This window comes from Pantoea sp. 1.19 (assembly GCF_001922585.1).
In the GTDB taxonomy this organism is placed as follows: domain Bacteria; phylum Pseudomonadota; class Gammaproteobacteria; order Enterobacterales; family Enterobacteriaceae; genus 1-19.
The window spans coordinates 509,395-530,589 of record NZ_MRBS01000003.1 but is presented as its reverse complement, the minus strand read 5'-3'; the positions used below and the strand labels follow the sequence as shown (position 1 = coordinate 530,589).

The 21,195-nt window shown below is 61.5% G+C and carries 23 protein-coding genes; 15 read left to right on the top strand and 8 right to left on the bottom strand.

Features of this window, described 5'->3' with window-relative positions:
• Positions 1-13 precede the first annotated feature (13 nt).
• The 8 genes from BS626_RS09165 (at position 14) to BS626_RS09130 (ending at position 7,032) form a co-directional block, all read left to right on the top strand.
• On the top strand, positions 14-976 hold the full coding sequence (locus tag BS626_RS09165) for an HNH endonuclease signature motif containing protein (RefSeq protein ID WP_075182064.1): 963 nt from the start codon (positions 14-16) through the stop codon (positions 974-976).
• Positions 977-1,087: 111 nt separating this feature from the next.
• On the top strand, positions 1,088-1,810 hold the full coding sequence (locus BS626_RS09160; protein ID WP_075182107.1) for an RNA polymerase sigma factor FliA: 723 nt from the start codon (positions 1,088-1,090) through the stop codon (positions 1,808-1,810).
• Between the two features lie 38 nt (positions 1,811-1,848).
• Positions 1,849-2,352, top strand: a complete 504-nt coding sequence (gene fliZ, locus BS626_RS09155) for a flagella biosynthesis regulatory protein FliZ (protein ID WP_075182063.1) — start codon at positions 1,849-1,851, stop codon at positions 2,350-2,352.
• A 90-nt stretch (positions 2,353-2,442) separates the two neighbouring features.
• Positions 2,443-3,429: a D-cysteine desulfhydrase gene (locus BS626_RS09150; protein ID WP_075182062.1), complete on the top strand. Its 987-nt coding sequence runs from the start codon at positions 2,443-2,445 to the stop codon at positions 3,427-3,429.
• A 103-nt stretch (positions 3,430-3,532) separates the two neighbouring features.
• The gene (gene tcyJ / locus BS626_RS09145; RefSeq protein ID WP_075182061.1) at positions 3,533-4,333 is read left to right on the top strand and encodes a cystine ABC transporter substrate-binding protein; all 801 of its coding nucleotides are present in this window, start codon (positions 3,533-3,535) and stop codon (positions 4,331-4,333) included.
• Entirely contained in the window at positions 4,333-5,001 is a 669-nt protein-coding gene (tcyL, locus tag BS626_RS09140) for a cystine ABC transporter permease (protein WP_075182060.1), read from the top strand. Before tcyJ ends, tcyL begins: the two co-directional genes overlap by 1 nt.
• Complete coding sequence (tcyN, locus tag BS626_RS09135) at positions 4,998-5,750, top strand: L-cystine ABC transporter ATP-binding protein TcyN (RefSeq protein ID WP_075182059.1); 753 nt, start codon at positions 4,998-5,000, stop codon at positions 5,748-5,750. Before tcyL ends, tcyN begins: the two co-directional genes overlap by 4 nt.
• Positions 5,751-5,943: 193 nt before the next feature.
• A complete protein-coding gene (locus BS626_RS09130) occupies positions 5,944-7,032 on the top strand; it encodes an acyltransferase family protein (protein ID WP_075182058.1) in 1,089 nt (362 codons plus the stop codon).
• Here BS626_RS09130 and BS626_RS09125 read toward each other — a convergent pair.
• A complete protein-coding gene (locus BS626_RS09125; protein WP_075182057.1) occupies positions 7,000-7,533 on the bottom strand; it encodes a DedA family protein in 534 nt (177 codons plus the stop codon). The genes BS626_RS09130 and BS626_RS09125 overlap by 33 nt on opposite strands.
• A gap of 224 nt (positions 7,534-7,757) precedes the next feature.
• On the opposite strand from BS626_RS09125, the gene umuD reads away from it, so the two are divergent.
• Complete coding sequence (gene umuD, locus BS626_RS09120; RefSeq protein ID WP_075182056.1) at positions 7,758-8,177, top strand: translesion error-prone DNA polymerase V autoproteolytic subunit; 420 nt, start codon at positions 7,758-7,760, stop codon at positions 8,175-8,177.
• A 19-nt stretch (positions 8,178-8,196) separates the two neighbouring features.
• On the opposite strand, the gene BS626_RS09115 is transcribed toward umuD, so the two are convergent.
• On the bottom strand, positions 8,197-9,336 hold the full coding sequence (locus BS626_RS09115; RefSeq protein WP_075182106.1) for a BamA/TamA family outer membrane protein: 1,140 nt from the start codon (positions 9,334-9,336) through the stop codon (positions 8,197-8,199).
• 295 nt (positions 9,337-9,631) lie between these two features.
• Between BS626_RS09115 and ycgZ the strand changes: the two genes are divergently transcribed.
• The 3 genes from ycgZ to BS626_RS09100 all read left to right on the top strand — a co-directional run bounded on the left by ycgZ (position 9,632) and on the right by BS626_RS09100 (position 10,692).
• A complete protein-coding gene (ycgZ, locus tag BS626_RS09110) occupies positions 9,632-9,877 on the top strand; it encodes a regulatory protein YcgZ (RefSeq protein WP_075182055.1) in 246 nt (81 codons plus the stop codon).
• Positions 9,878-10,071: 194 nt separating this feature from the next.
• Positions 10,072-10,365, top strand: coding sequence for a hypothetical protein (locus tag BS626_RS09105; protein ID WP_075182105.1), 294 nt, complete (start codon positions 10,072-10,074; stop codon positions 10,363-10,365).
• Between the two features lie 78 nt (positions 10,366-10,443).
• Positions 10,444-10,692 carry a biofilm/acid-resistance regulator YmgB/AriR gene (locus BS626_RS09100; RefSeq protein ID WP_075182054.1) on the top strand — a complete coding sequence of 83 codons (249 nt, stop codon included), beginning with the start codon at positions 10,444-10,446 and terminating at the stop codon, positions 10,690-10,692.
• Between the two features lie 247 nt (positions 10,693-10,939).
• Here BS626_RS09100 and BS626_RS09095 read toward each other — a convergent pair whose 3' ends face one another.
• Positions 10,940-11,311 carry a hypothetical protein gene (locus BS626_RS09095; protein WP_075182053.1) on the bottom strand — a complete coding sequence of 124 codons (372 nt, stop codon included), beginning with the start codon at positions 11,309-11,311 and terminating at the stop codon, positions 10,940-10,942.
• Positions 11,312-11,443: 132 nt separating this feature from the next.
• Between BS626_RS09095 and umuC the strand changes: the two genes are divergently transcribed.
• Positions 11,444-12,703 carry a translesion error-prone DNA polymerase V subunit UmuC gene (umuC, locus tag BS626_RS09090; protein WP_075182052.1) on the top strand — a complete coding sequence of 420 codons (1,260 nt, stop codon included), beginning with the start codon at positions 11,444-11,446 and terminating at the stop codon, positions 12,701-12,703.
• A 95-nt stretch (positions 12,704-12,798) separates the two neighbouring features.
• Here umuC and BS626_RS09085 read toward each other — a convergent pair whose 3' ends face one another.
• The 5 genes from BS626_RS09085 to BS626_RS09065 all read right to left on the bottom strand — a co-directional run bounded on the left by BS626_RS09085 (position 12,799) and on the right by BS626_RS09065 (position 18,420).
• Complete coding sequence (locus BS626_RS09085; protein ID WP_139308798.1) at positions 12,799-12,945, bottom strand: DUF2474 domain-containing protein; 147 nt, start codon at positions 12,943-12,945, stop codon at positions 12,799-12,801.
• Between the two features lie 14 nt (positions 12,946-12,959).
• A complete protein-coding gene (gene cydB, locus BS626_RS09080; RefSeq protein ID WP_075182050.1) occupies positions 12,960-13,967 on the bottom strand; it encodes a cytochrome d ubiquinol oxidase subunit II in 1,008 nt (335 codons plus the stop codon).
• A 1-nt stretch (position 13,968) separates the two neighbouring features.
• On the bottom strand, positions 13,969-15,393 hold the full coding sequence (locus BS626_RS09075; RefSeq protein ID WP_075182049.1) for a cytochrome ubiquinol oxidase subunit I: 1,425 nt from the start codon (positions 15,391-15,393) through the stop codon (positions 13,969-13,971).
• Between the two features lie 135 nt (positions 15,394-15,528).
• Complete coding sequence (locus tag BS626_RS09070; protein ID WP_075182048.1) at positions 15,529-17,595, bottom strand: TonB-dependent receptor domain-containing protein; 2,067 nt, start codon at positions 17,593-17,595, stop codon at positions 15,529-15,531.
• A gap of 213 nt (positions 17,596-17,808) precedes the next feature.
• Positions 17,809-18,420 (bottom strand): hypothetical protein, encoded by a 612-nt coding sequence (locus BS626_RS09065; RefSeq protein ID WP_139308797.1) that lies wholly within the window; start codon positions 18,418-18,420, stop codon positions 17,809-17,811.
• A 430-nt stretch (positions 18,421-18,850) separates the two neighbouring features.
• On the opposite strand from BS626_RS09065, the gene otsB reads away from it, so the two are divergent.
• Both otsB and otsA read left to right on the top strand, forming a co-directional pair.
• The gene (gene otsB / locus BS626_RS09060) at positions 18,851-19,624 is read left to right on the top strand and encodes a trehalose-phosphatase (protein ID WP_075182046.1); all 774 of its coding nucleotides are present in this window, start codon (positions 18,851-18,853) and stop codon (positions 19,622-19,624) included.
• Complete coding sequence (gene otsA / locus BS626_RS09055; RefSeq protein ID WP_075182045.1) at positions 19,621-21,060, top strand: alpha,alpha-trehalose-phosphate synthase; 1,440 nt, start codon at positions 19,621-19,623, stop codon at positions 21,058-21,060. The genes otsB and otsA overlap by 4 nt, the downstream gene beginning before the upstream one ends.
• The last annotated feature ends 135 nt before the right edge of the window (positions 21,061-21,195 follow it).

Sequence of the window (21,195 nt, the reverse complement as noted above, 5' to 3'; positions counted from 1 at the left end):
CTCAGGGGGCCCCGTGCGTGTGCACTGTGATTTTTTGCCCGGAGAGCGGCTGACGTTCGAGGAGATCGCGCGCCGCTATGCGCTGCGCTATCCGCAGGAGAAAGCGCTGACCGCCAGCGGGCTGCTCAGTCCGTCAACGGTGAGCCATCAGCCGCTAATCCGCGCGGTATTTGCCCATCGCGAGTTTCTCTGTCCGCTGGAAGAGCTGCTGTTTATCAGCCGCGATAACGCGCGCAAAAACTACCTGATGCGCTTTGAGCACTATCTGCAGACGGGCGGCACCTTTTTCTATTTTCGCCGTCACGGGGCGGCGTCGGGGCAGTGGAAGGTAATGGGAGAGTGCCGGGTGCTGGCGCTGATCGATCCCAGCGACAGCGCCGCGCAGCGCTGCGTGACGTCACGCGGTTATCAGCTGGTGGCGCTGAGCGAGCGCGATGGGCAGCGCCTGTGGCAGCTGTACGATGCGGCGCAACAGCCCTGCTTTAATCGTCCGCGACCGCTGGATTTTATCGTGATACTGACCGGCGCGGAGCTGCCGCCCGCCCGCGGCGTGTTACCCGGGGCCGCCCTGGATGCGCAGGCCCGGGGTCGCATCTGGCAGCGGATGCATGAGGCGCATTTTCAGCAGCGGGTCATCGGACGCTATGGCGCCTGCGTGGTCACCGGCACGCCGCGGCTGGCGGATCCGCCGTGGCCGTGGCTGGAGGTGTGCTACATCGACGGGCGGCCCGGTGAGCCGGGGCGGGTGGCGGATACCGATGCCGACAATGGCCTGCTGCTGCGCAGCGACCTGCGTCAGCTGTTTGAACTGCGGCTGCTGGGCATCGACGCTGACAGCGGCACAGTGCGCTTTCGCCGCCTGAACGCCGCGGAGGCACAGCTGGGTGAGGCGTATCGCGAGATTGACGGGCGCGTCTGCCGGCTATGGACGCAGGTGCCGGCGGCCAGTCGCGCCCGGCTTAAGCGCCGCGGCTGAGCGTCGGCCGCGCCGAATTACCGCTCTTTTACCTGCCTATTCATCCGATTAAACCCCCTACAGGATCGGATAATTGTGTCGATAACATTTTTAACGCGGGGGGGCGCCAGCGTGAACGATCTGTATACCGCCGCAGGCGTGATAGACAAACATTCGCTATGGCAACGCTATATCCCGCTGGTGCGGCACGAAGCCCTGCGCTTGCAGGTGCGGCTGCCCGCCAGCGTGGAGCTCGACGATCTGCTGCAGGCCGGCGGTATCGGTCTGCTGAGTGCGGTGGAGCGCTTTGATGCGCTGCAGGGTACCGCTTTCACCACCTACGCGGTGCAGCGCATCCGCGGCGCGATGCTTGACGAACTGCGCAGTCGCGACTGGGCGCCGCGCAGCGTGCGCCGCAACGCCCGCGACGTGGCCGGGGCGATGCACCGGGTGGAGCAGGCTCTCGGCCGCGCCGCCAGCGAGCAGGAGGTGGCCAGCCAGCTGAATGTGTCGCTGGAAGAGTACCGGCAGATCTTGCTGGATACCAATAACAGCCAGCTGTTTTCGTACGACGAGTTTCGCGAAGAGCACGGCGATAGCGCAGAGCCGGTGACCGACGGTCACGAAGAAGCCAACCCGCTGCATCAGCTGCTGGCAGGGGATTTGCGCGAGCGGGTGATGGCCGCCATTGAGGCGCTGCCGGAGCGCGAAAAGCTGGTGCTGACACTGTACTACCAGGAAGAACTGAATCTGAAAGAGATTGGCGCGGTGCTGGAGGTGGGGGAGTCCCGCGTCAGCCAGCTGCACAGTCAGGCGATCAAACGCCTGCGCGCCCGGTTAACGGGAGCGCGCTGAGGATTCAGCCAGGCTCACACTTAACCGGGAAGAAGACGATGGCCATTCACGGCAAAATGCGGCCGCTTAGCCGCTACCTGAAAGACTATAAGCATGCGCAAAGCCACTGCTCGCACTGTGGCAAAGTGCTGGATCGCATGGCCCTGGTGTTTCGCGGCCAGATCATCAATAAAGAAGCGATTGCCCGCATGGATCAGCTGATTGACGAACCGGTCTGGCTGAAGCTGCAAACCGAGCTGACCGCCCTCTGTCGCTTTTGCAGTGATATTTACTGCAATACCCATCCCACCTACTTCGACATCATGGCGTTCAAACAGTACCTGTTCCAGCAAACGGAAATGAACCCCAGCACCATTCGCGAATACGTGGTGCGGCTGCGCCGGCTTGATGACATTCTCACCGCCAACAACTTCTGCGCCAGCGAGCGGGAAGTCGCCAGCTGGCACGATCTGCTACGGGATGCGTTGCCGGATACCGGTACCAATAATTACCGCATTGCGCTGCGCAAATATGACCAGTTTTTAGACTGGAAAGCGGCTTGAGCCGCGGATAACGACGGCGGCAAGGTGATTATCTTGCGCCGTTCTGCCACACTGCAGGCATGATGATTTTTCGTGCCTGGAGGCTCTCCGTTGTCGTTACTCACTCTCTCTACCTTTCCGCGCCTGGAACTGATTGGCGCCCCCACGCCGCTGGACTACCTGCCGCGTCTGTCTGATCACCTTGGCCGCGACATTTTCATTAAGCGTGATGACGTGACGCCGCTGGCAATGGGCGGCAACAAGCTGAGAAAACTGGAATTTTTAGCGGCCGATGCGCTGCGCGAGGGGGCTGACGTACTGCTTACCGCCGGCGCCATTCAGTCAAATCACGTGCGGCAGACGGCGGCGGTGGCGGCGAAGCTGGGGCTGAAGTCGATGGCGCTGCTGGAGAATCCGATCGCCAGCGCGGCGGAAAACTACCTGAGCAACGGCAACCGGCTGCTGCTGGATCTGTTCGGCACCGAGGTGATTGATGTGCCGGCGCTGGACGATCCGGCGGCCCAGCTGCAGGCGCAGGCGGAGCGACTGGAAGCCCAGGGCTTTCGCCCCTATATTGTACCGGTAGGCGGCTCGAACGCCCTCGGCGCGCTGGGCTATGTCAGCTGTGCGCAGGAGATTGCGCACCAGAGCGAAGGGATCGTCGACTTTGCGGCGGTGGTGGTCGCCTCCGGCAGTGCCGGTACCCACGCCGGGCTGGCGGTCGGGCTGGAGCAGCTGTTGCCGCAGACCGAGCTGGTGGGGATAACCGTGTCGCGCAGCGTGGCCGATCAACAGCCGAAAGTGTACGCCCTGCAGCAGGCGGTGGCCCAGCGGCTTTCGCTCAGCGCCCGCGCGCCGGTAACGTTGTGGGACGAGTATTATGCGCCGCAGTACGGTGCCCCTAACGATCAGGGGCAGCAGGCGATTCGGCTGCTGGCCGAGCTGGAGGGCGTGCTGCTGGATCCGGTCTACAGCGGTAAGGCGATGGCCGGACTGATTGACGGCGTGGCGCGCGGGCGGTTTCGCGAGGAAGGGCCGATTTTGTTTATGCATACCGGAGGAGCGCCGGCGTTATTTGCTTATCATCCAATGGACTAAGGATGTGGTAAAAAGCCGTGTACACTCCTGACGTTAGCGGTGCGCCGGGCTAACAGGCCGCGCGACCTTTTCATGTTACTCACTACCATAAAACGGGGTCACTATGACATTTTCTTCTGTACGTCGCCAGCTGCTGCTGGGGGCCATGGCGGTGGCGCTGGTCGCCGGAATCAACACCCCCACCCTGGCGGCGGACAATCTGCTGAATACAGTGAAAGCGCGCGGCACGCTGCTGGTCGGGCTGGAAGGCACCTATCCGCCGTTCAGTTTCCAGGACGAGCGCGGCCGGCTGACCGGCTTTGAAGTCGATTTTGCCAACGCGCTGGCGCAGCACATGGGGGTGAAGGCCAGCCTGAAACCGACCAAGTGGGACGGCATGCTTGCCTCGCTGGACTCGAAGCGCATCGACGTGGTGATTAACCAGGTGACCATTTCCGATGCGCGTAAGAAAAAGTATGACTTCTCTACGCCGTATACCGTCTCCGGTATTCAGGCGCTGGTGAGAAAAGACCGCGCGGGCAGCATCAGCCAGCCAGCGGACCTGGCCGGTAAAAAAGTGGGCGTGGGCCTGGGCACCAACTACGAGCAGTGGCTGAAAGAGAACGTGAAAGGCGTGGACATCCGCACCTATGACGATGATCCGACGAAATATGCCGACCTGCGCGCCGGCCGCATCGACGCGATTCTGGTCGATCGCCTCGCGGCGCTGGATCTGGTGAAAAAAACCGGCAACACCATGGCGGTCGCGGGTCCGGCCTTCTCGCGTCAGGAGGCGGGAGTCGCGCTGCGTAAGGGCAACGATGACCTGCTGCAGGCGGTCGACGGGGCAATTGCCGCGATGCAGAAGGACGGCACGCTGAATAAGCTCTCTGAGAAGTGGTTTGCTGCGGATGTGACAAAATAATGCCGGAGAGTATCCAACTGGTACTGGACTCCGCCCCCTTTCTGCTGAAGGGGGCGCTGTTCACCCTGCAGCTGAGCATCGGCGGCATGTTCTTCGGCCTGCTGCTGGGCTTTCTGCTGGCGCTGATGCGCCTCTCCCACTTCTGGCCGCTATCGTGGCTGGCGCGCTTTTACGTCTCGCTGTTTCGCGGTACGCCGCTGATTGCCCAGCTGTTTATGATCTACTACGGGCTGCCGCAGTTCGGCATTGAGCTGGATCCCATCCCCTCGGCGATGATTGGCCTGTCGCTGAACACCGCGGCCTACGCCTCGGAGTCGCTGCGTGGGGCGATTGCCGCCATTGACCGCGGCCAGTGGGAGGCCGCCGCCAGTATCGGCATGACGCGCTTCCAGACCCTGCGGCGGGTGATTCTGCCGCAGGCAGGGCGCACCGCGCTGCCGCCGCTGGGCAACAGCTTTATCAGTCTGGTAAAGGACACCTCGCTGGCGGCGACCATTCAGGTGCCGGAGCTGTTCCGCCAGGCGCAGCTGATCACCTCACGCACGCTGGAGGTGTTCACCATGTATCTGGCCGCGTCGCTGATTTACTGGGCGATGGCGACGGTGCTCTCCCTGCTGCAAAGTCGTCTTGAAGCCCACGTTAACCGTCAGGATCGGGAGTCAACATGAGCACCATTGCAGTCTCTAAACTGGTAAAGCAGTTTAACGGGCAGACGGTTCTGCACGGCATCGATCTGCAGGTTGCCGCCGGGGAAGTGGTGGCGATCATCGGACCGAGTGGGTCCGGTAAGACCACCCTGCTGCGCAGCATCAATCTGCTGGAGGAGCCGAACGCCGGCACCATCACCGTGGGAGAGATAACCATTGACGCCGCGCAGCCGCTGCACAAGCAGCAGGCGCGGGTGCGCGCCCTTCGGCAGCAGGTGGGATTTGTGTTTCAGAACTTCAATCTGTTTCCGCACCGCACGGTGCTGGAAAACATCATTGAAGGCCCGGTGATCGTGAAGGGTGAAGATCGCGCTGAGGCCACGGCGCGCGCGCGACAGCTGCTGGAGAAAGTCGGGCTGCACGGCAAGGAGACCAGCTATCCGCGGCGTCTCTCCGGCGGTCAGCAGCAGCGCGTAGCGATTGCCCGCGCGCTGGCGATGCGTCCGCAGGTGATCTTGTTTGATGAGCCGACCTCGGCGCTGGATCCGGAGCTGGTGGGCGAGGTGCTGAACACCATTCGCGCGCTGGCCGAGGAGAAGCGCACCATGGTGATCGTCACCCACGAGATGAGCTTTGCCCGCGACGTGGCCGATCGCGCCATTTTTATGGATCAGGGGCAGATCGTCGAGCAGGGACCGGCGAAAACGCTGTTCAGCGCGCCGCAGCACGCGCGTACCCGTCAGTTCCTCGATAAGTTCCTCAATCACTGATCCCCGAGCCGGAGCGCCGCTGGCCTCCGGCTCTGTTCCCCCGCAGGATGGCCTGCAACTTCTCTGAAAACGCCGCGTGACGCACCACTTTAAGATTTTCGCCAGCGTGCTTTCCGGCGCCATTGCGCATACTCAGCAGCATTGTCCGCAGCGCCGTCAGTGACGCGCGATTTTATACAACAAAGGCAGACTGATGGGCGTTCAGAAATCCGACCCGACGCCGTGGATTACGGTCCTGAAAGGCGGCTGTATTCTGCTGGTGGTGTTGTATCACGCGGTACTGCCCGGCTATGCCGAGACCCTGCGGCAGCTGAGCGCGGGCCAGGAGATCGCCCGCCTGTGGATCCTGCTCAATCAGTCGCTCTCGCCGCTGCGGATGCCGGCCTTCTTTTTCGTCTCGGGTCTGCTGGCGGCGCGGGCGATTCAGGCGGACAGCTGGCGGCAGGTGGTTTCCGGCCGGCTGACAAATTTGCTGTACCTCTATGTCCTGTGGGGCAGCATTCAGTGGCTGAGCATCAGCGGCATCGTTCATGGCGTGAATGACGCACAGTACTCGCTAAACAGCAATGCCATGTACGCCGCCTCGGTGGGTGAATTCGTCTCCCTGATGAGTAAGGCCATGAGTCCGTCATGGTATCTGTACGCGCTGGCGCTGTTTTTTCTGCTGGCCAGGCTGTTTCAGCGCCAGAACATGGCGCTGCTGGCGGTAGCGACCGGACTCAGCTACGCGGCCCAGCTCGGCCTGATTGCCGGCTGGGGGCCGCAGAGCCTGGCGCGCTATTTGCTTTTTTTTCTGATCGGGGCTTTTTTCAGCCCTTCGCTGATCCGGCTCAGCGAAGGGCGGCGCGACAATCTACCGTGGTGGATTGGGCTGGCGGCGCTGGCGCTGATGCACGCTCTGCTGGGCCTTGAGCACAGCGTGATGCTCTGCCTGCTGGCGGTGGCCGGCAGCATCGCCCTGTGCCGGCAACTCAGCCGCGGCGGCGTGCCGCGCTGGCTGCAGCGGGCGGGGCAGCAGACACTGCAGATTTACGTGCTGCACCGTATTTTTATCGAGCTGTTTGGCACCGCGGCGATACAGTTCGCGCAGCGTCAAAGGCTGTTTGACAGCCCGGCATTCTCCCTGCTGTGGGCCAGTGCTTTCCCCGTGCTGTTACTGCTGCTCTGCGTCGGCTGTTCGCTGGGCTGCGGGGGACTGCTCAACCGCGGTATGGGGCGCGCGCTGTTTATCTGGCCGCGTCGGGCGGCATCAGCCGCCAACCAGCCGGGTCAGCCACGGTAGGCCAAAGGCTCCCGGCGCCAGCATGCCAAATGCCCACACCATCGCCGACAGGATATTGGCCAGCTGAAACGGCAGGGCCCGCATGCGGCACATGCCGGCGACCAGCGGGACGGTGGCGCGCAGCGGGCCGAGAAAGCGGCCAAAAAAGACCCCCAGCGTCCCCCAGCGGGCGAAAAAACGCTCGCCCCGGGCCAGCATCGCCGGATGGTTACGCAGCGGCCACATCTGGCGCACCCGATCCTGGTAATGGTGGCCGACCAGCCAGGAGATCCAGTCTCCCAGCCAGGCACCGGCGGCGGCGGCCAGCCAGATCGGGGTAAAGGATAAGCTCAGCTCCGGGATCAGCGATCCGGCGGCCAGCAGGATCACCGTAGCCGGCAGCAGCAGGGAAAGAAACGCCAGCGATTCGCCAAACGCAAGTATAAAGACCAGCAGCAGCGTCCAGTGTTCATGGTCGCGAATAAAGGCCAGCGTAACTGAAATAATTCCGTCGAGATCCATCGTAGCGTGCTTCCTGTTCAATGTAGCGGGCAGAGTAACCTGTCATACCCTCGCTAAACAATACCGCAACGGTCCGGCAGGGCGATAAGCCGGGGTATCCGGGCGGCGACAACGCAATCTGTTGTCGGATCAGGCCATTAACCCTGGCGGCGCGATTGGCGCTTGCCGATAAGCTGAATGCGTAATACTGTATATAAACACAGTTATTCACAGAGGGCGCTACCATGCCATATCTTCAGCCTGCGGAGCGGCACCACCGGGCACACAATCCGCTATATCTTGAACGGGTGCCCTGCGGGTTCCCCAGTCCGGCGCAGGATTACGTTGAAAAAACGATCAATCTGCATGACATGATGGTGCAGCATCCCAGCGCCACCTATTTCCTGCGCGTGTCCGGGGAGTCGATGATCGGCGCGGGGATCGGTGATGGCGACCTGCTGGTGGTGGACAGCGCCCGCACGGCCCGCGAAGGGGACGTAGTGGTGGCGGCGGTGGACGGCGAATTTACGGTAAAAATGCTGCGGCTGCATCCGCAGGTACAGCTGGTGCCAATGAATCCCGCGTGGTCGCCGATCAGTTTCGGCAGCGAGGAGGCGCTGGAGATTTTTGGCGTGGTCAGCTACGTGATTAAATCGCTGCTGTAGGCAGGATGGAGCGCCGCGGCTAAAACGCCTCGCCAACCTGAAAATAGAAGCCGCTGCTGGCTTTGCCGATGCCGTAATCCAGCCGCACGTTCATGCGTGGCTTAAACGCAAAGCGGTAGCCTGCGCCCACCGAAGGCAGCCAGCGGCTGCCGTTCAGCCCCTGCGGATGTGCGGCCATAGTGCCTCCACCTACCCAGGCCACGACCCCGTGCCGCCAGGCCAGCCGGCGCCGCCACTCGAGCTGGCTGCTCAGGGTATTGCGATCGCGATAGCGTCCGTCATAGTAGCCGCGCAGATGGCGATCGTTACCGAGTGAAGGCTGGCTGCTCCACGGCACTTCGCCCTGGGTAAAGACGCCGTTTATCTCCCAGGCGAGCACATTGCTGTCGTCCAGCGCATGATAGCGCACGAAGCGGCCATCGAGGCGCGTATAACGCGTATCGCTACCGATGGGCGGCATAAAGCGCGTGTAGCGCAGCGCCAGCAGCCCACCGCGTTGGGGATTCGCGATCCAGTCGCGCGTATCCCGGCGCAGGCTGAGGCTGACCCCAACGTCCTGCACGGCCAGCCCGTCGCGTTCGCGGGTCAGGCTGCCGCGCTGCCGGTTGTGCCGTTGACTGGCGTGCCGCGACGCGTAGGCGGCGCCGGCCCCCAGCCAGCCGTGGCGGGTGACGCGCCAGAACAGGTCGGGGCGCAGGGCGATCGTCCGCGCGGTGTACTGCTGCTTATTGTGGTTATTCTCACCGGCGCGGAAGCCGGCGCCCCAGTCCCAGGTGGGGGTGTGGCTGAGTGCGCCGTCGACGAACAGCCGCCAGTGGTCATCGGCCAGAAAAGTATCATTACGGAAGGTCAGCCCGAAAGCGCCGCGGAGGCCGGCGTACCCGCTGAGTGCCAGCGTCGAGTTTTGCGTCTGTGCGCCGGTACCGGTTGGACGATACAGGCCCACCAGCGCGACACCGACCCCGAAACTGAGCTCCGGCGTATAAAACGGGCCGGGCATTACGCCCCAGTCGATGCCCTTACGGGCGTCAAAACGGTCGTTGGCGCCCAGCGGCGCCAACCAGCGATCGACCTGCGTGCGCGAAGGGAGCAGGGCGGCACTGGCCGAACAGGCAGCCATCGCCCAGCAGGCGATGGCCCAGCGCGCAGTCCTGCGCATGACCTCGTTTTCCATACATTGCCATAAAAGTAAGCGGGCGAAAGCACGTCCGTACAGCACCCGATTGAAAACGCCAGTATATCCGCAACGGCAGCTCAACACAGGCGTCAAAAGGTGCGCGAACGGTACACCGCGTCAGCAAACTGTTATAGTAACTAAATGAATTAACACGATTAGCACTTTTTGCACAAAATGCAAACCTGTACACAATCAGAATTATTGTACAACTTCACGGAGGAAGCGTATGGTGGCGGTACATTTCAGGACGTTATTTAACCTTCATTGAGGGCAGCGCATGCGTCAGGACGGATATCAACCGGAAGCAAAAAACGGCATGGCTTGTTACTTTAATGAAGTAACTCAGCCCTCTCAGCAGGAGATGCTGGGACAGATTGTGCTGGAGATTTTACGCGCTGGCAACAGCCTGACCCGTAAAGCCATCTGTGCCAAGTTGCTAACGCGCCTCGAGCGGGCAAGCGGTACCGAGCAGGAAAAACATTATCACGATTTACTGGGCCTGCTGTTAGGCCGTATTGAGTGATTCCCGGTGCATTATCCGGGTTTTTGCCGTTGCGATGATCGGTCGCTCCGGCGGCGTACCCTCTGATCGGATCCAGCCTGGATGACCCTGGTCGCCGGGCGTTTACGCTGTCCGCCGTTATCTGCACTCAGGGTATGAATGCGGCGACCGTCTCGCTCACCGCCGGGATGATCGCCGAAATCAGAGAATTGGCTATGTACAGAAGTGATGAAGAAAAACTGATTGATACCATTTTAGGTGAAGCGGTGATTGCGCTGCTGAAGGGCGGCGGCGCGATCAATAACGCCATACTGATTAGACAGCTGCAGAATATGGCGGCCAGTGAAAAAGACCCTGCACGCCAGCAGGCCTGCAAGCAGGCCATCGCCGAAGTGCGCAACAACATGACCGCTACGCGTAACCGGACGACGCATGAAATTGTCGATCGCGACAACGTGCGCCACTTATTTACCAGCGACGGACCGCCGGAAGGTACCAAGAAACATTGAACCGCCAGCCCGTGGCCGAGGTTCTTTTCATTTTTTTCGGTACGCTACGCTGTACCATTTGGGTAATAAGGCAAAATTATGCAGCAGCAGTCTAAAGATTCCTCTCTTCTGGCGTATGTTCAGCACGCCGGTGGTAATAACGATCCGGAAGTAGAAGTGATCGGTGCGATCGTCAAGCAGGTCCTGGCCGCGCAGGGTTATGTCTCGAATAAAGCTGTGATCCTGTCGCTGATTGCCCGCCTCGAGACCACCACCGACGCTGCGCTGCAGGAGCTTTATCGCCGCGCGCTGGAGCGCGTGGTTGGACTGACGCCGGACGACGCCTGATGCCCGCGCGGGCGGCGGCCAGGCCGACCGCCCATTGACAAATCGCCGCCAGACCTCGGCACGGAGGCAGTAGAGCAGGCTGGCCGGCGCGCCGTCGACGTGATACAGCTCGCCAGTAGGGGGGAATCCCGCACGATGTCGCACCCGCTGCGACGCCGCGGTTCAGCGGCCTGACCACCGCGGTAACAGGCGGCAGCCCCAGCCGGGTAAAGCCGCAGCCTGCCGCCGTCCGGGCAAATTCGGTAGCCTATTCCTGACCCCACGCCGTCCGGGCAAACTGAGATCCCAGAGTGTGCACGGCCAGCGCGCCGTAGCGGCGGTGCGTCACACCACTGAAAACGGGAAGGCGTTCGGCCCCGTGAAGGTGGCGAACGCCCCGTTCCCTCAGCCATGGCCAGTGACTCAGCCAGCTTGTCAACACCGCCTGCGCGGCGTCCCCGTCCGCCTGCGGACCTGCCGGATTGCGCTGCTGGGTTACCGGATTGCCGTAGATACGCAGCAGTTCGTCGGCGCCGGTCGGCGTGACCGGGCGGAGATGCAAACGGGCAGCAGTGAGAGACATTGCGGTCTTGATGATTGAGAAAATAAAACGCTGCGTGTTCAGCTGCCTGGCATCCACCAGACTATCCGAAGGTTGATCGGCATCGCGGTTCGATAGATACTGTATATAAACACAGTACTGGAGAGTGCACGATGTTATTATGGCGCGCCATCACTTCCTGCCCGGCACCTGGCCCAGCGGAGACCTACCATGTTCGCCCTGGTTGACGTTAACAGCTTCTACACCTCGTGTGAAACGGTGTTTCGCCCCGACCTGCGCGGTCAACCGGTGGTGGTGTTGTCCAATAACGACGGCTGCGTTATCTCCCGCTCGGCGGAGGCGAAAGCGCTCGGCGTGCCGATGGGGGCGCCGTGGTTCCAGTTAAAATCGCAGCTGCAGCGCCAGCAAATTCAGGTATTCAGCTCTAACTATGCGCTGTACGCTGACATGAGCCAGCGGGTGATGCAGACGCTGGAGTCCATGGCCCCGGCGCTGGAAGTCTACTCGATCGATGAAGCCTTTATGCATCTGCAGGGCGTTGAACGCTGCGTATCGCTCGCCACCTTTGGCGCCGCGATTCGCCAGCGGGTGCTGAAAGAGACGCACCTGACGGTTGGCGTAGGGATTGCCGCCACCAAAACCCTGGCGAAGGCGGCCAACTATGCCGCCAAGCGCTGGCGGCAGACCGGCGGAGTCGTGGTACTGGAGACGGTGGCGCGCCAGCGCCGGCTGCTGGCGCTGATGCCGGTGGACGAAGTCTGGGGCGTCGGACGCCGACTGAGTCAGCGCCTGCGGCTGATGGGCATTGAGACTGCACTGCAGCTGGCTGACGCCTCGCCGGCGCTGATCCGCAAAAACGTGAACGTGGTGCTCGAGCGTACCCTGCGCGAGCTGCGCGGCGAGTCCTGTCTTGGGCTGGAGGAGACGCCGACTAAACAGAACATCCTCTGCAGCCGCTCGTTTGGGCGCCGCATTACCGATTACGCCGAGATGCGTCAGGCGGTCTGCGCCTATACTGCGCGCGCGGCGGAGAAGCTGCGTGGCGAAGCGCAGTACTGCCGCTACCTGATGCTGTTTTTGCGCACCAGTCCGCACGCGGCCGGCGAGGTGTTCTACGGGAATCAGGCCTCGGCCAGCCTGCCTTATCCGTCGAATGATACCCGCGATCTGCTGGGGCTGGCGACGGCCTGTCTGGATCGCATCTGGATTGATGGCCATCGCTATATGAAGGCCGGAGTCATGCTCGGCGACTTTTATGACCAGGGAGTGAGCCAGCTGACGCTGTTTGACACGCCGACCGTGCAGCGCAACAGCGCGGCGCTGATGGCGGCGATCGACGGCGTGAATCAGTCCGGTAAGGGTAAGGTATGGTTTGCCGGCCAGGGTATCAACGCGGGCTGGGCGATGAAGCGTGAGCGGCTGTCACCGGCGTGGACCACGCGGCTGAGCGATTTACCGCGGGCAAAATAAACCGCCGCTGCGGCAAAAGCGGCGCTCGGTAAGGCACGCAAAAAACGGGCGCCGCAGCGCCCGTGAGAGGGGGAACAATCAGACCGCCCGCCGTATCAGGCGCGCATGCCGGCGGCGGTCATCAGGGCGCGGAAGATCATCGATACCGCCCCCAGAGCCAGCACGCTGAGCAGCCAGATGCCCACCATCCAGCACAGTCCTTTCCAGATTGACGGCTTATCCGCCGATTTTTTCAGTGACATCAGTCGGCTCTCCATCAGTGATAGCCTTCATCAGGTTTAATTTTTCCGCGGAACACGTAGTAACTCCAGAAGGTGTAGCCGAGGATAAACGGGATGATCAGCAGCCCGCCGACCAGCATAAAGCCCTGGCTCTGCGGCGGTGACGCCGCCTGCCAGATGGTGATGTCCGGCGGAATGATGTTCGGCCAGACGCTGATGCCGAGGCCGCTGAAGCCGAGGAATACCAGCGCCAGCGTCAGCAGGAACGGTGAATAGTGGGCGTGACGCTTAAGCGCGGCCAGCAGCGCCCAGGCCGCGGCGGCCACCAGTATCGGGACCGGCAGGAACAGGAACAGGTTAGGCAGACTGAACCAGCGCTGCAGGATGGCGTCATGGCGCAGCGGCGTCCAGATGCTGACCACGGCGATGATCGCCAGCAGCGCCAGCAGCAGCGGGCGGGTGAGGGCGATCATTTTGCGGTGCAGCGCGTGCTCGGTTTTCATAATAAGCCAGGTGCTGCCCAGCAGCGCGTAGGCGACCACCAGGCCGAGACCGCAGAACAGCGAGAACGGCGTCAGCCAGCCGAGGATCGGACCGCTGAAGGCGCGATTTGTGACGTCAAAGCCGTTAATGAAGGCGCCCAGTACCACCCCCTGACAGAAGGTGGCGACGATCGAACCAACGATAAATGACTTATCCCAAAACGGCTTATGCGCTTCGGTGGCTTTAAAGCGGAACTCAAACGCCACGCCGCGGAAAATCAGGCCGATCAGCATCAGCGTCAGCGGCACCGCCAGCGCATCGATGATCACCGCATAGGCCAGCGGAAAGGCGCCATACAGCGCCGCGCCGCCCAGTACCAACCAGGTTTCATTACCGTCCCACACCGGCGCGACGGTGTTCATCATCATGTCGCGCTCAACCGGATCCTTGTTGAACGGAAAGAGGATGCCAATACCGAGATCAAAGCCGTCCATCACGATATACATCAGCGTAGAAAAGACGATGATCGCAAACCAGATGATTGAGAGATCGATACCCATCTTATTTCTCCTCTTCCTGGGCGTCTAACTTATCCTTCACGGCAGACAGCGGACGGGACGGAGTATGGGATGTGCCGGGGCCGCCTGCAGAGACCTCATCGCCTTCACCGGTCTGCGGGCCTTTCTTGATCAGGCGCATCAGATAAACATAACCAATACCGAACACCGAGGCGTACACCACGATAAAGGCCAGCAGGCTGAGGCTCATGTGCAAATCGCCGTGCGCCGACACCGCATCCCGGGTGCGCATCAGGCCATACACCACCCACGGCTGCCGACCGACCTCGGTAGTGAACCAGCCGGCGAGGATCGCAATCAGACCGGAGGGCCCCATCAGCAGGGTAAACCACAGGAACGGCCGCGAGGTGTAGATCCGACCGCGGCGGCGCAGCCACAGGCTGATCACCCCCAGCAGCACCATCAGCACGCCGAACGCCACCATGATGCGGAACGACCAGAAGATAATGGTGGCGTTGGGGCGGTCATCTTTCGGAAAACTTTTTAGCGCCGGTACCTGCTTATCCAGACTGTGGGTGAGGATCAGGCTGCCGAGGTAGGGGATCTCCAGCGCATATTTGGTGCGCTCCTCTTCCATGTCTGGCCAGCCAAACAGAATCAGCGGGGTGGCCTCACCGGGGGGATTCTCCCAGTGGCCCTCCATCGCGGCGATTTTAGCCGGCTGGTACTTCAGGGTGTTCAGGCCATGGGCGTCGCCCAGGCCAACCTGAATTGGCGCGACAATCAGCGCCATCCACATTGCCATCGACAGCATCTTACGGATAGCCGGAGTGTCATTTTTCCGCAGCAGATGCCAGGCGGCCGAGGCGCCCACAAAAAAGGCGCTGGCGAGAAACGCCGCGGTGGCCATGTGCAGCAGGCGGTAAGGGAAAGAGGGGTTAAACACAATTTTCAGCCAGTCAACCGGTACCACCACGCCATTTTCCACGATAAAGCCCTGTGGCGTCTGCATCCAGCTGTTAGACGCGAGGATCCAGAAGGTGGAGATCAGCGTACCCAGCGCCACCATACAGGTGGCAAAGAAGTGCAGGCCGGGCCCGACGCGGTTCCAGCCAAACAGCATGACGCCGAGGAAGCCCGCCTCAAGGAAAAAGGCGGTGAGCACCTCATAGGTCAGCAGGGGACCGGTCACGCTGCCGGCAAATTGCGAAAAGCCGCTCCAGTTGGTGCCGAACTGATAGGCCATCACCAGTCCGGAGACCACGCCCATGCCGAAGTTAACGGCGAAAATCTTCGACCAGAAGTGGTACAGGTCGCGATAGACACTGTTTTTGCTTTTTAACCACATGCCCTCCAGCACCGCCAGATAGCTGGCGAGGCCGATGGTGATGGCGGGAAAAATAATATGAAAGGAGACAGTAAACGCAAACTGTATCCTTGCCAGGTGAAAAGCATCTAATCCAAACATTGCTTACCTCTGAACAGCAATTTTATGCGATGTAGCCGCAGGCGCTCGCGGGTGCTGCGGCGATGACTAAATTATAGTCGCCTCTGGCGGCGATACGGGATCGACCGCACAAATACCACCGCGCGGCGAGCCGGGTTAAAAGGTGACATTGACTTTTGCCCACCAGGTACGCCCCGGTTCATTCACCGGGGTATTGGCCGAGTAGCCGAAGACGCTGTTACCGGCCATATTCAGGTGCTCGCTGTAGGTGCGGTTAAACAGGTTATCCACCCCGCTGCTGAGCTTAACGCTCGGCGCGACGCGCCAGGCCACGTTCGCGGAAAACACCGCAAACGCGTGGCTCTCGGCAAAGTCTTTCCCTACCACGTTCCCCTCATTCAGCGCTATCCGGTGCTGACCGTTAACCAGCCGCAGCAGGCCGCTGCTGCTCCAGTCACCGGACTGCCAGTTCAGCGCCAGGCGTCCCTCCAGCGGAGGGATCTGCGGCAGCGGTCGGTGGCTGCTACGGTTTTCACCGCGGGTGAAGGCGAGGCTGGCGTCCGTACTCCAGTTGTCGGTCAGCTGATAACCGACGCCGGCTTCGGCACCGAGAGTGGTGGCATCGACGTTCGATACCCGGCTGATATAGCGATTATGCGGGTCGTAATCAAACAGGATGAAATCGTCAATCCGCCCCAGCCAGGCGGATATCCAGCCGCTGGCGCGTTTACCGCGATACTGTGCTCCGATATCCAGCTGAGTTGTTTTCTCGGTTTTCACCGTGTCAAACGCGCTGCTGTGGCCATCAGCGCCGGACGTCGGAGAAAACAACTCCCAGTAATCGGGAAAACGCTCGGTATAACCCAGCCCGGCATAGAACATCACCGGCTGACTGGCCAGTCGGTGCTCAAGGCGTAAAAAGCCGGCCGGCAGGGCGGTCACGCGGGCGCGTTCACCGTCGCCGGTAAAATTATCTACCCACGCGCGATCCAGCCGCGCGCCGCCGATGAGATCGCTGCGCGCGGAGGCGTGCCAGGTCAGCTCACTAAACAGGCCGACATCGTGAAAGCGGGCATCCTTTTTCCAGCCGGCCTGTTCCCGGTTACGGTGGGTACTGGTCTGCGCGTCCATGCCGCTTTTCAGCGTCAGGGCGTGCCACTGCCAGGTACCCTGCGCGCGGCCGCCAACGGTGCGGCGATCCAACTGCATCGCCATCGGCTGGCTCATGTCCATATCCATGCCGGCGTCCATACCGTCCATGCCGTCCATGCCGTCCATGCCGGGCATCCCGCCCATCTCACCCATCGGCATCGGCATGGCGCCGCTGCCCGGGCTGCGCAGGCTATAGTTATCCATGATGTGGTTGGCATAGTTGTAGTAGATCTGCGCCTCTACGGCGTTAAATACCTCACCGATGTCGCTCTGCTTATAGCGCAGGCCGAGACTGTCGCGCTTGAACTGTGAACCATCCATGCTGCGCCCGGCGTAGCGCGCGTCGCCGTTGCCGCGGCCGGCGGTCACTTCCCACAGCGTATCGGCATCCGGCGTCAGGCCCAGCGCCACGTCGGCGTTCCATTTGTTCCAGCGTGAAGGTACCACGGCACCGCTGCCGTCGCGGTAATCACCGGCGCGCGAGTGGTTGCCAATCACGCGCAGGTAGCCATCGGCGCTGCCGACGCTCAGATCGGCGTTCTCATCCCAGCGGTGGTGGCTGGCGTGCAGCAGGCTGGCATCGCCCTGCATGCCGGGCTGACTGAACTGCGGCGGCTCGCGGTCGAAGCGCACTGTACCCGCCGAGTTGCCCGGTCCCCACAGTACGGTTTGTGGTCCCTTAATCAGCGAAAGCGTGTCAAAACTCTCCGGAGAAATATAGGACGTGGGGGCATCCATTCGCGCCGGGCAGGCGCCGGGCATCTCACCGCCGTTCGTTAGAATGCGCAGCCGTGAGCCGAACATACCGCGAAATACCGGATCGCCATTCGTGCCGCCGTTGCGGATCTGGGCAAAGCCCGGCATGGTTTTCAGGTAGTCGGAGCCGTCACTGGCCGGCACCGGCTGACGCGGGGTTTTAGGCGAGCTGCTGACCTCCAGCGGTGAGCTGAGCGGTGCGGTAACGGTCATCACCGGCTCGTCAAAGTGCGCCGCCGGCATGGCCGCGGCCTGACCCTGCAAGCTGGTCAGCGCCAGCGTAATGCATGAAAAGCGAAAATGTCCTGTTTTCACATGAATTCCCTGTGATCAAAAGATAAATCGGTGCCGCAGGCGAAAGCGCCAGCCAAAGGAATATTCTTTGGCGGGTTATCGCACGGGAAAATAATGGCCGTGCGTCAGCGGCGCATTATTTTTTTAACGCGCGGAGCGACGGACGGTAATTAATTTTACCGAGGGCAATTGCAATCATTATCGTGAACCGCTGGCCGCTGCGCGGTGGCACCATCAGGTCAGCAGCAGAGAGCGGGCAGGGGGGGCGCGCGGTTGGGACTGTCCGGGAAAACAGGTCAGGGGAGGCGTAGGCACGTCACCGACCGGCGGCGGACGGGAGGCCAGTCGCAGCAGGCACAGCAGCACCATCGCCATGCAGGCGATTACCGGCACATGCATCAGCAGCTGGCAGTAGCCGCAGGGGGCATCATTGAGCATCAGCGAGCCATCAGGCATCACGTGAAACGGCATGGCCGTGCCGGGCGCGGCGTGAGCGCCGTGGTCAGGCGTCGCAGCGGCGTGAGCCATCGCGTGGGAATGGCCGGCATCAGGGCCGGCGGTCGCAGGCATGACGGGGTGATGGCCAGCGTCGTGGTCAGGCGTCGCAGCGGCGTGAGCCATCGCGTGGGAATGGCCGGCGTCAGGGCCGGCGGTCGCAGGCATGACGGGATGATGGCCAGCGTCGTGGGCGGCTGCCGCAGGCATGGCGGGGTGATGGCCGGCGTGGGTCAGCGCATCTTCCGGTTCTGTTCCGGCGGTCATCAGCAGGGCCGCACCGGTTTTCGACTGCATGCGGCGATGCTCCAGAGTTTTGGAGATCTCCGGCGCGATCAGCAGCATTAACATGGCGGCGATCGCCATTAATGCCGGAAGTTGGCGCGTAGACAGACGAAATAAACTGACCAATGCAGGCTCTCAAATAATAATTATCGCCGGGGAGTGTAACGATTTTTCCCGCTAATGTTAAAACGTTTCTGCATATTATTGGCCATAAAAAGTCAGGCGCGGCGTGGGAGGAAAATAGCAGGTTAATTAATTGAGTTATCAGCTACTTTTTTTTAACAACATGGTGACATTTTGCCCCGGCGTGCGCGGGTCACCGGCGATGAGAACGCCCGGCGGCGGCGGTGAAACGTCCCGCGGCGTCCGGTCTGGCGGCCGGTGCGCGTGGCAATCCCGGCCGGGCTGTCTATACTTTTGTGATGTTGTACGCAAAGAACACAGGCCGGGCTGATGCACACCCGCCGCCTGGTGGTGCAGTCCCACAGGAGGAGCAGTGAAAACCCTTTCCCCGCCGCCGATCGTTCCGGTCGAAACCCTGGCATTTTTCTTCGATGTTGATGGCACCCTGGCAGAGATCCAGCCGCACCCCGATGACGTGGTCGTGACCACCGAGACCCGGCGAACGCTGGAAATGTTGACGCATGAAGCGGGGGGCGCGGTGGCGCTGGTGTCCGGCCGACCGGTGGGCGAGCTGGATGCGCTGGTGTCGCCGCTGACCCTGCCGCTGGCCGGCATTCACGGCGCTGAGCGCCGCGACAGTCGTGGTCAATATCAGCGCATTACCCTCCCGGAGGGCCTGGCGGCCGAACTGGCCAGCCGGCTGGAGCAGGCCGTGGCGGCGCTGCCCGGCACGCTGCTGGAAAATAAAGGCAGCGCATTTGCACTGCACTACCGTCAGGCACCGGAGCAGGGCGAGGCTATCCTGAAGCTGGCGCGGGAACTCGCCGCCGCCTATCCCGAGCTGAAGCTGCAACCGGGTAAATGCGTGGTCGAGCTGAAGCCGCAGGGCGTGAGTAAAGGGCAGGCGATCGCGGCCTTTATGGACGCGCCGCCGTTTGCCGGACGCAGGCCGATATTCTTTGGCGATGACGTCACTGACGAGGCCGGCTTTCGCGCGGTTAACGCGCTGGGCGGCATTTCAGTAAAAATTGGCGATGGCGAGACCGCGGCGCAGTACCGGCTGGATAGCGTCCCGGCGCTGGCGCACTGGTTACAACAAACATTATTACAACAAGAAACACCCTGCAGTAAGGAGGAGAAGGCATGAGTCGATTAGTGGTGGTATCAAACCGGATCGCTATCCCGGATGGTCAATCCAACGGGGCGGGCGGGCTGGCGGTAGGTATTCTTGATGCCCTGAAAAGCACCGGCGGCATCTGGTATGGCTGGAACGGTGAGGTCGGCGCTGCCGGTGGAGAGGATGATGAAGAAAAACTGAACACAGAGAGTCATGATGGTATCCAGTACACGTCGTTCAGTCTGAATCAACACGATTACGATCTTTACTATTGCCAGTTCTCTAATACGGTGATTTGGCCGGCGTTTCACTATCGTCTCGACCTGGTGCAGTACCAGCGAGAGGCCTGGGAGGGCTACTGCCACGTCAACGAAAAACTGGCGCGCCGGCTGCAGCCGCTGCTGAAACCGGACGACATTTTGTGGATCCACGATTATCACCTGCTGCCGTTTGCGTATTACTGTCGCAAGCTGGGCATCAATAATCGCATCGGCTTTTTCTTGCACATTCCCTTCCCGACGCCGGAGATTTTCACCGCGCTGCCTCCCTGCCGTGATCTGATGGAGATGCTGAGCGACTATGATTTGCTCGGCTTCCAAACCGACAGCGACCGCACCGCATTCCTTGAGTCGCTGGCCATACAGACCCCGCTGCAAAATGACGATCCCCAGCAGCATCAGGCGTGGGGCAAACGATTTATGACCGCGGTCTATCCGATTGGCATCGAGCCGGACGCCATTCGCGAGATGGCTGAAGGGCCGCTGCCGCCTAAAATGGCGGCCATGAAAAAAGAGTTGGGCGATGCGAAAAACATCATTGCCTGTGAGCGGCTCGACTACTCTAAAGGCCTCCCGGAGCGCTTTCTGGCCTATGAAGCGCTGTTGGAAAACTATCCTCAGCATCGGGGTAAAATCCGCTATTCGCAGATTGCACCCACCTCTCGCGGCGATGTGCAGGCCTATCAGGACATCCGCCACCAGCTGGAAACGGAAGCCGGCCGTATCAACGGCACCTACGGTACGCTGGGCTGGACGCCGCTCTACTATCTGAACCAGCATTTTGATCGCCGTCTGCTGATGAAAATTTTTCGCCTGACCGACATTGGTCTGGTCACGCCGCTGCGCGATGGCATGAACCTGGTCGCGAAAGAGTATGTCGCGGCGCAAAACCCGGACGATCCGGGCGTGCTGGTATTGTCGCGCTTTGCCGGCGCGGCCAACGAACTGACCAGCGCGCTCATTGTTAACCCTTACGATCGCGATGACGTGGCCGCCGCGCTGGATCGGGCGGCGACCATGAGCCAGAACGAGCGCATCTCACGCTACAACGACATGATGGCGGTACTGCGAAAAAACGACATCAGCCACTGGCGGGAGAGCTACCTCGCCGATCTGCGCCAGATTACTCCGCGGAGTGAACGTTCGCGGGAGGAGCGTAAGGTGGCGACCTTTCCACGCCCGGCCTGACGATCGCCACGATCGGCTCCGTTAACGCCCCCGCCGGGGGCGTTTTTTGTGGCTCCGGGGGAATCAAAGAGGGGGCGCCAGCGCGCCGTTGCAGCAGTGGGCAACAGCCGGGCTGTCCAGTTACCCTGCTAAGGA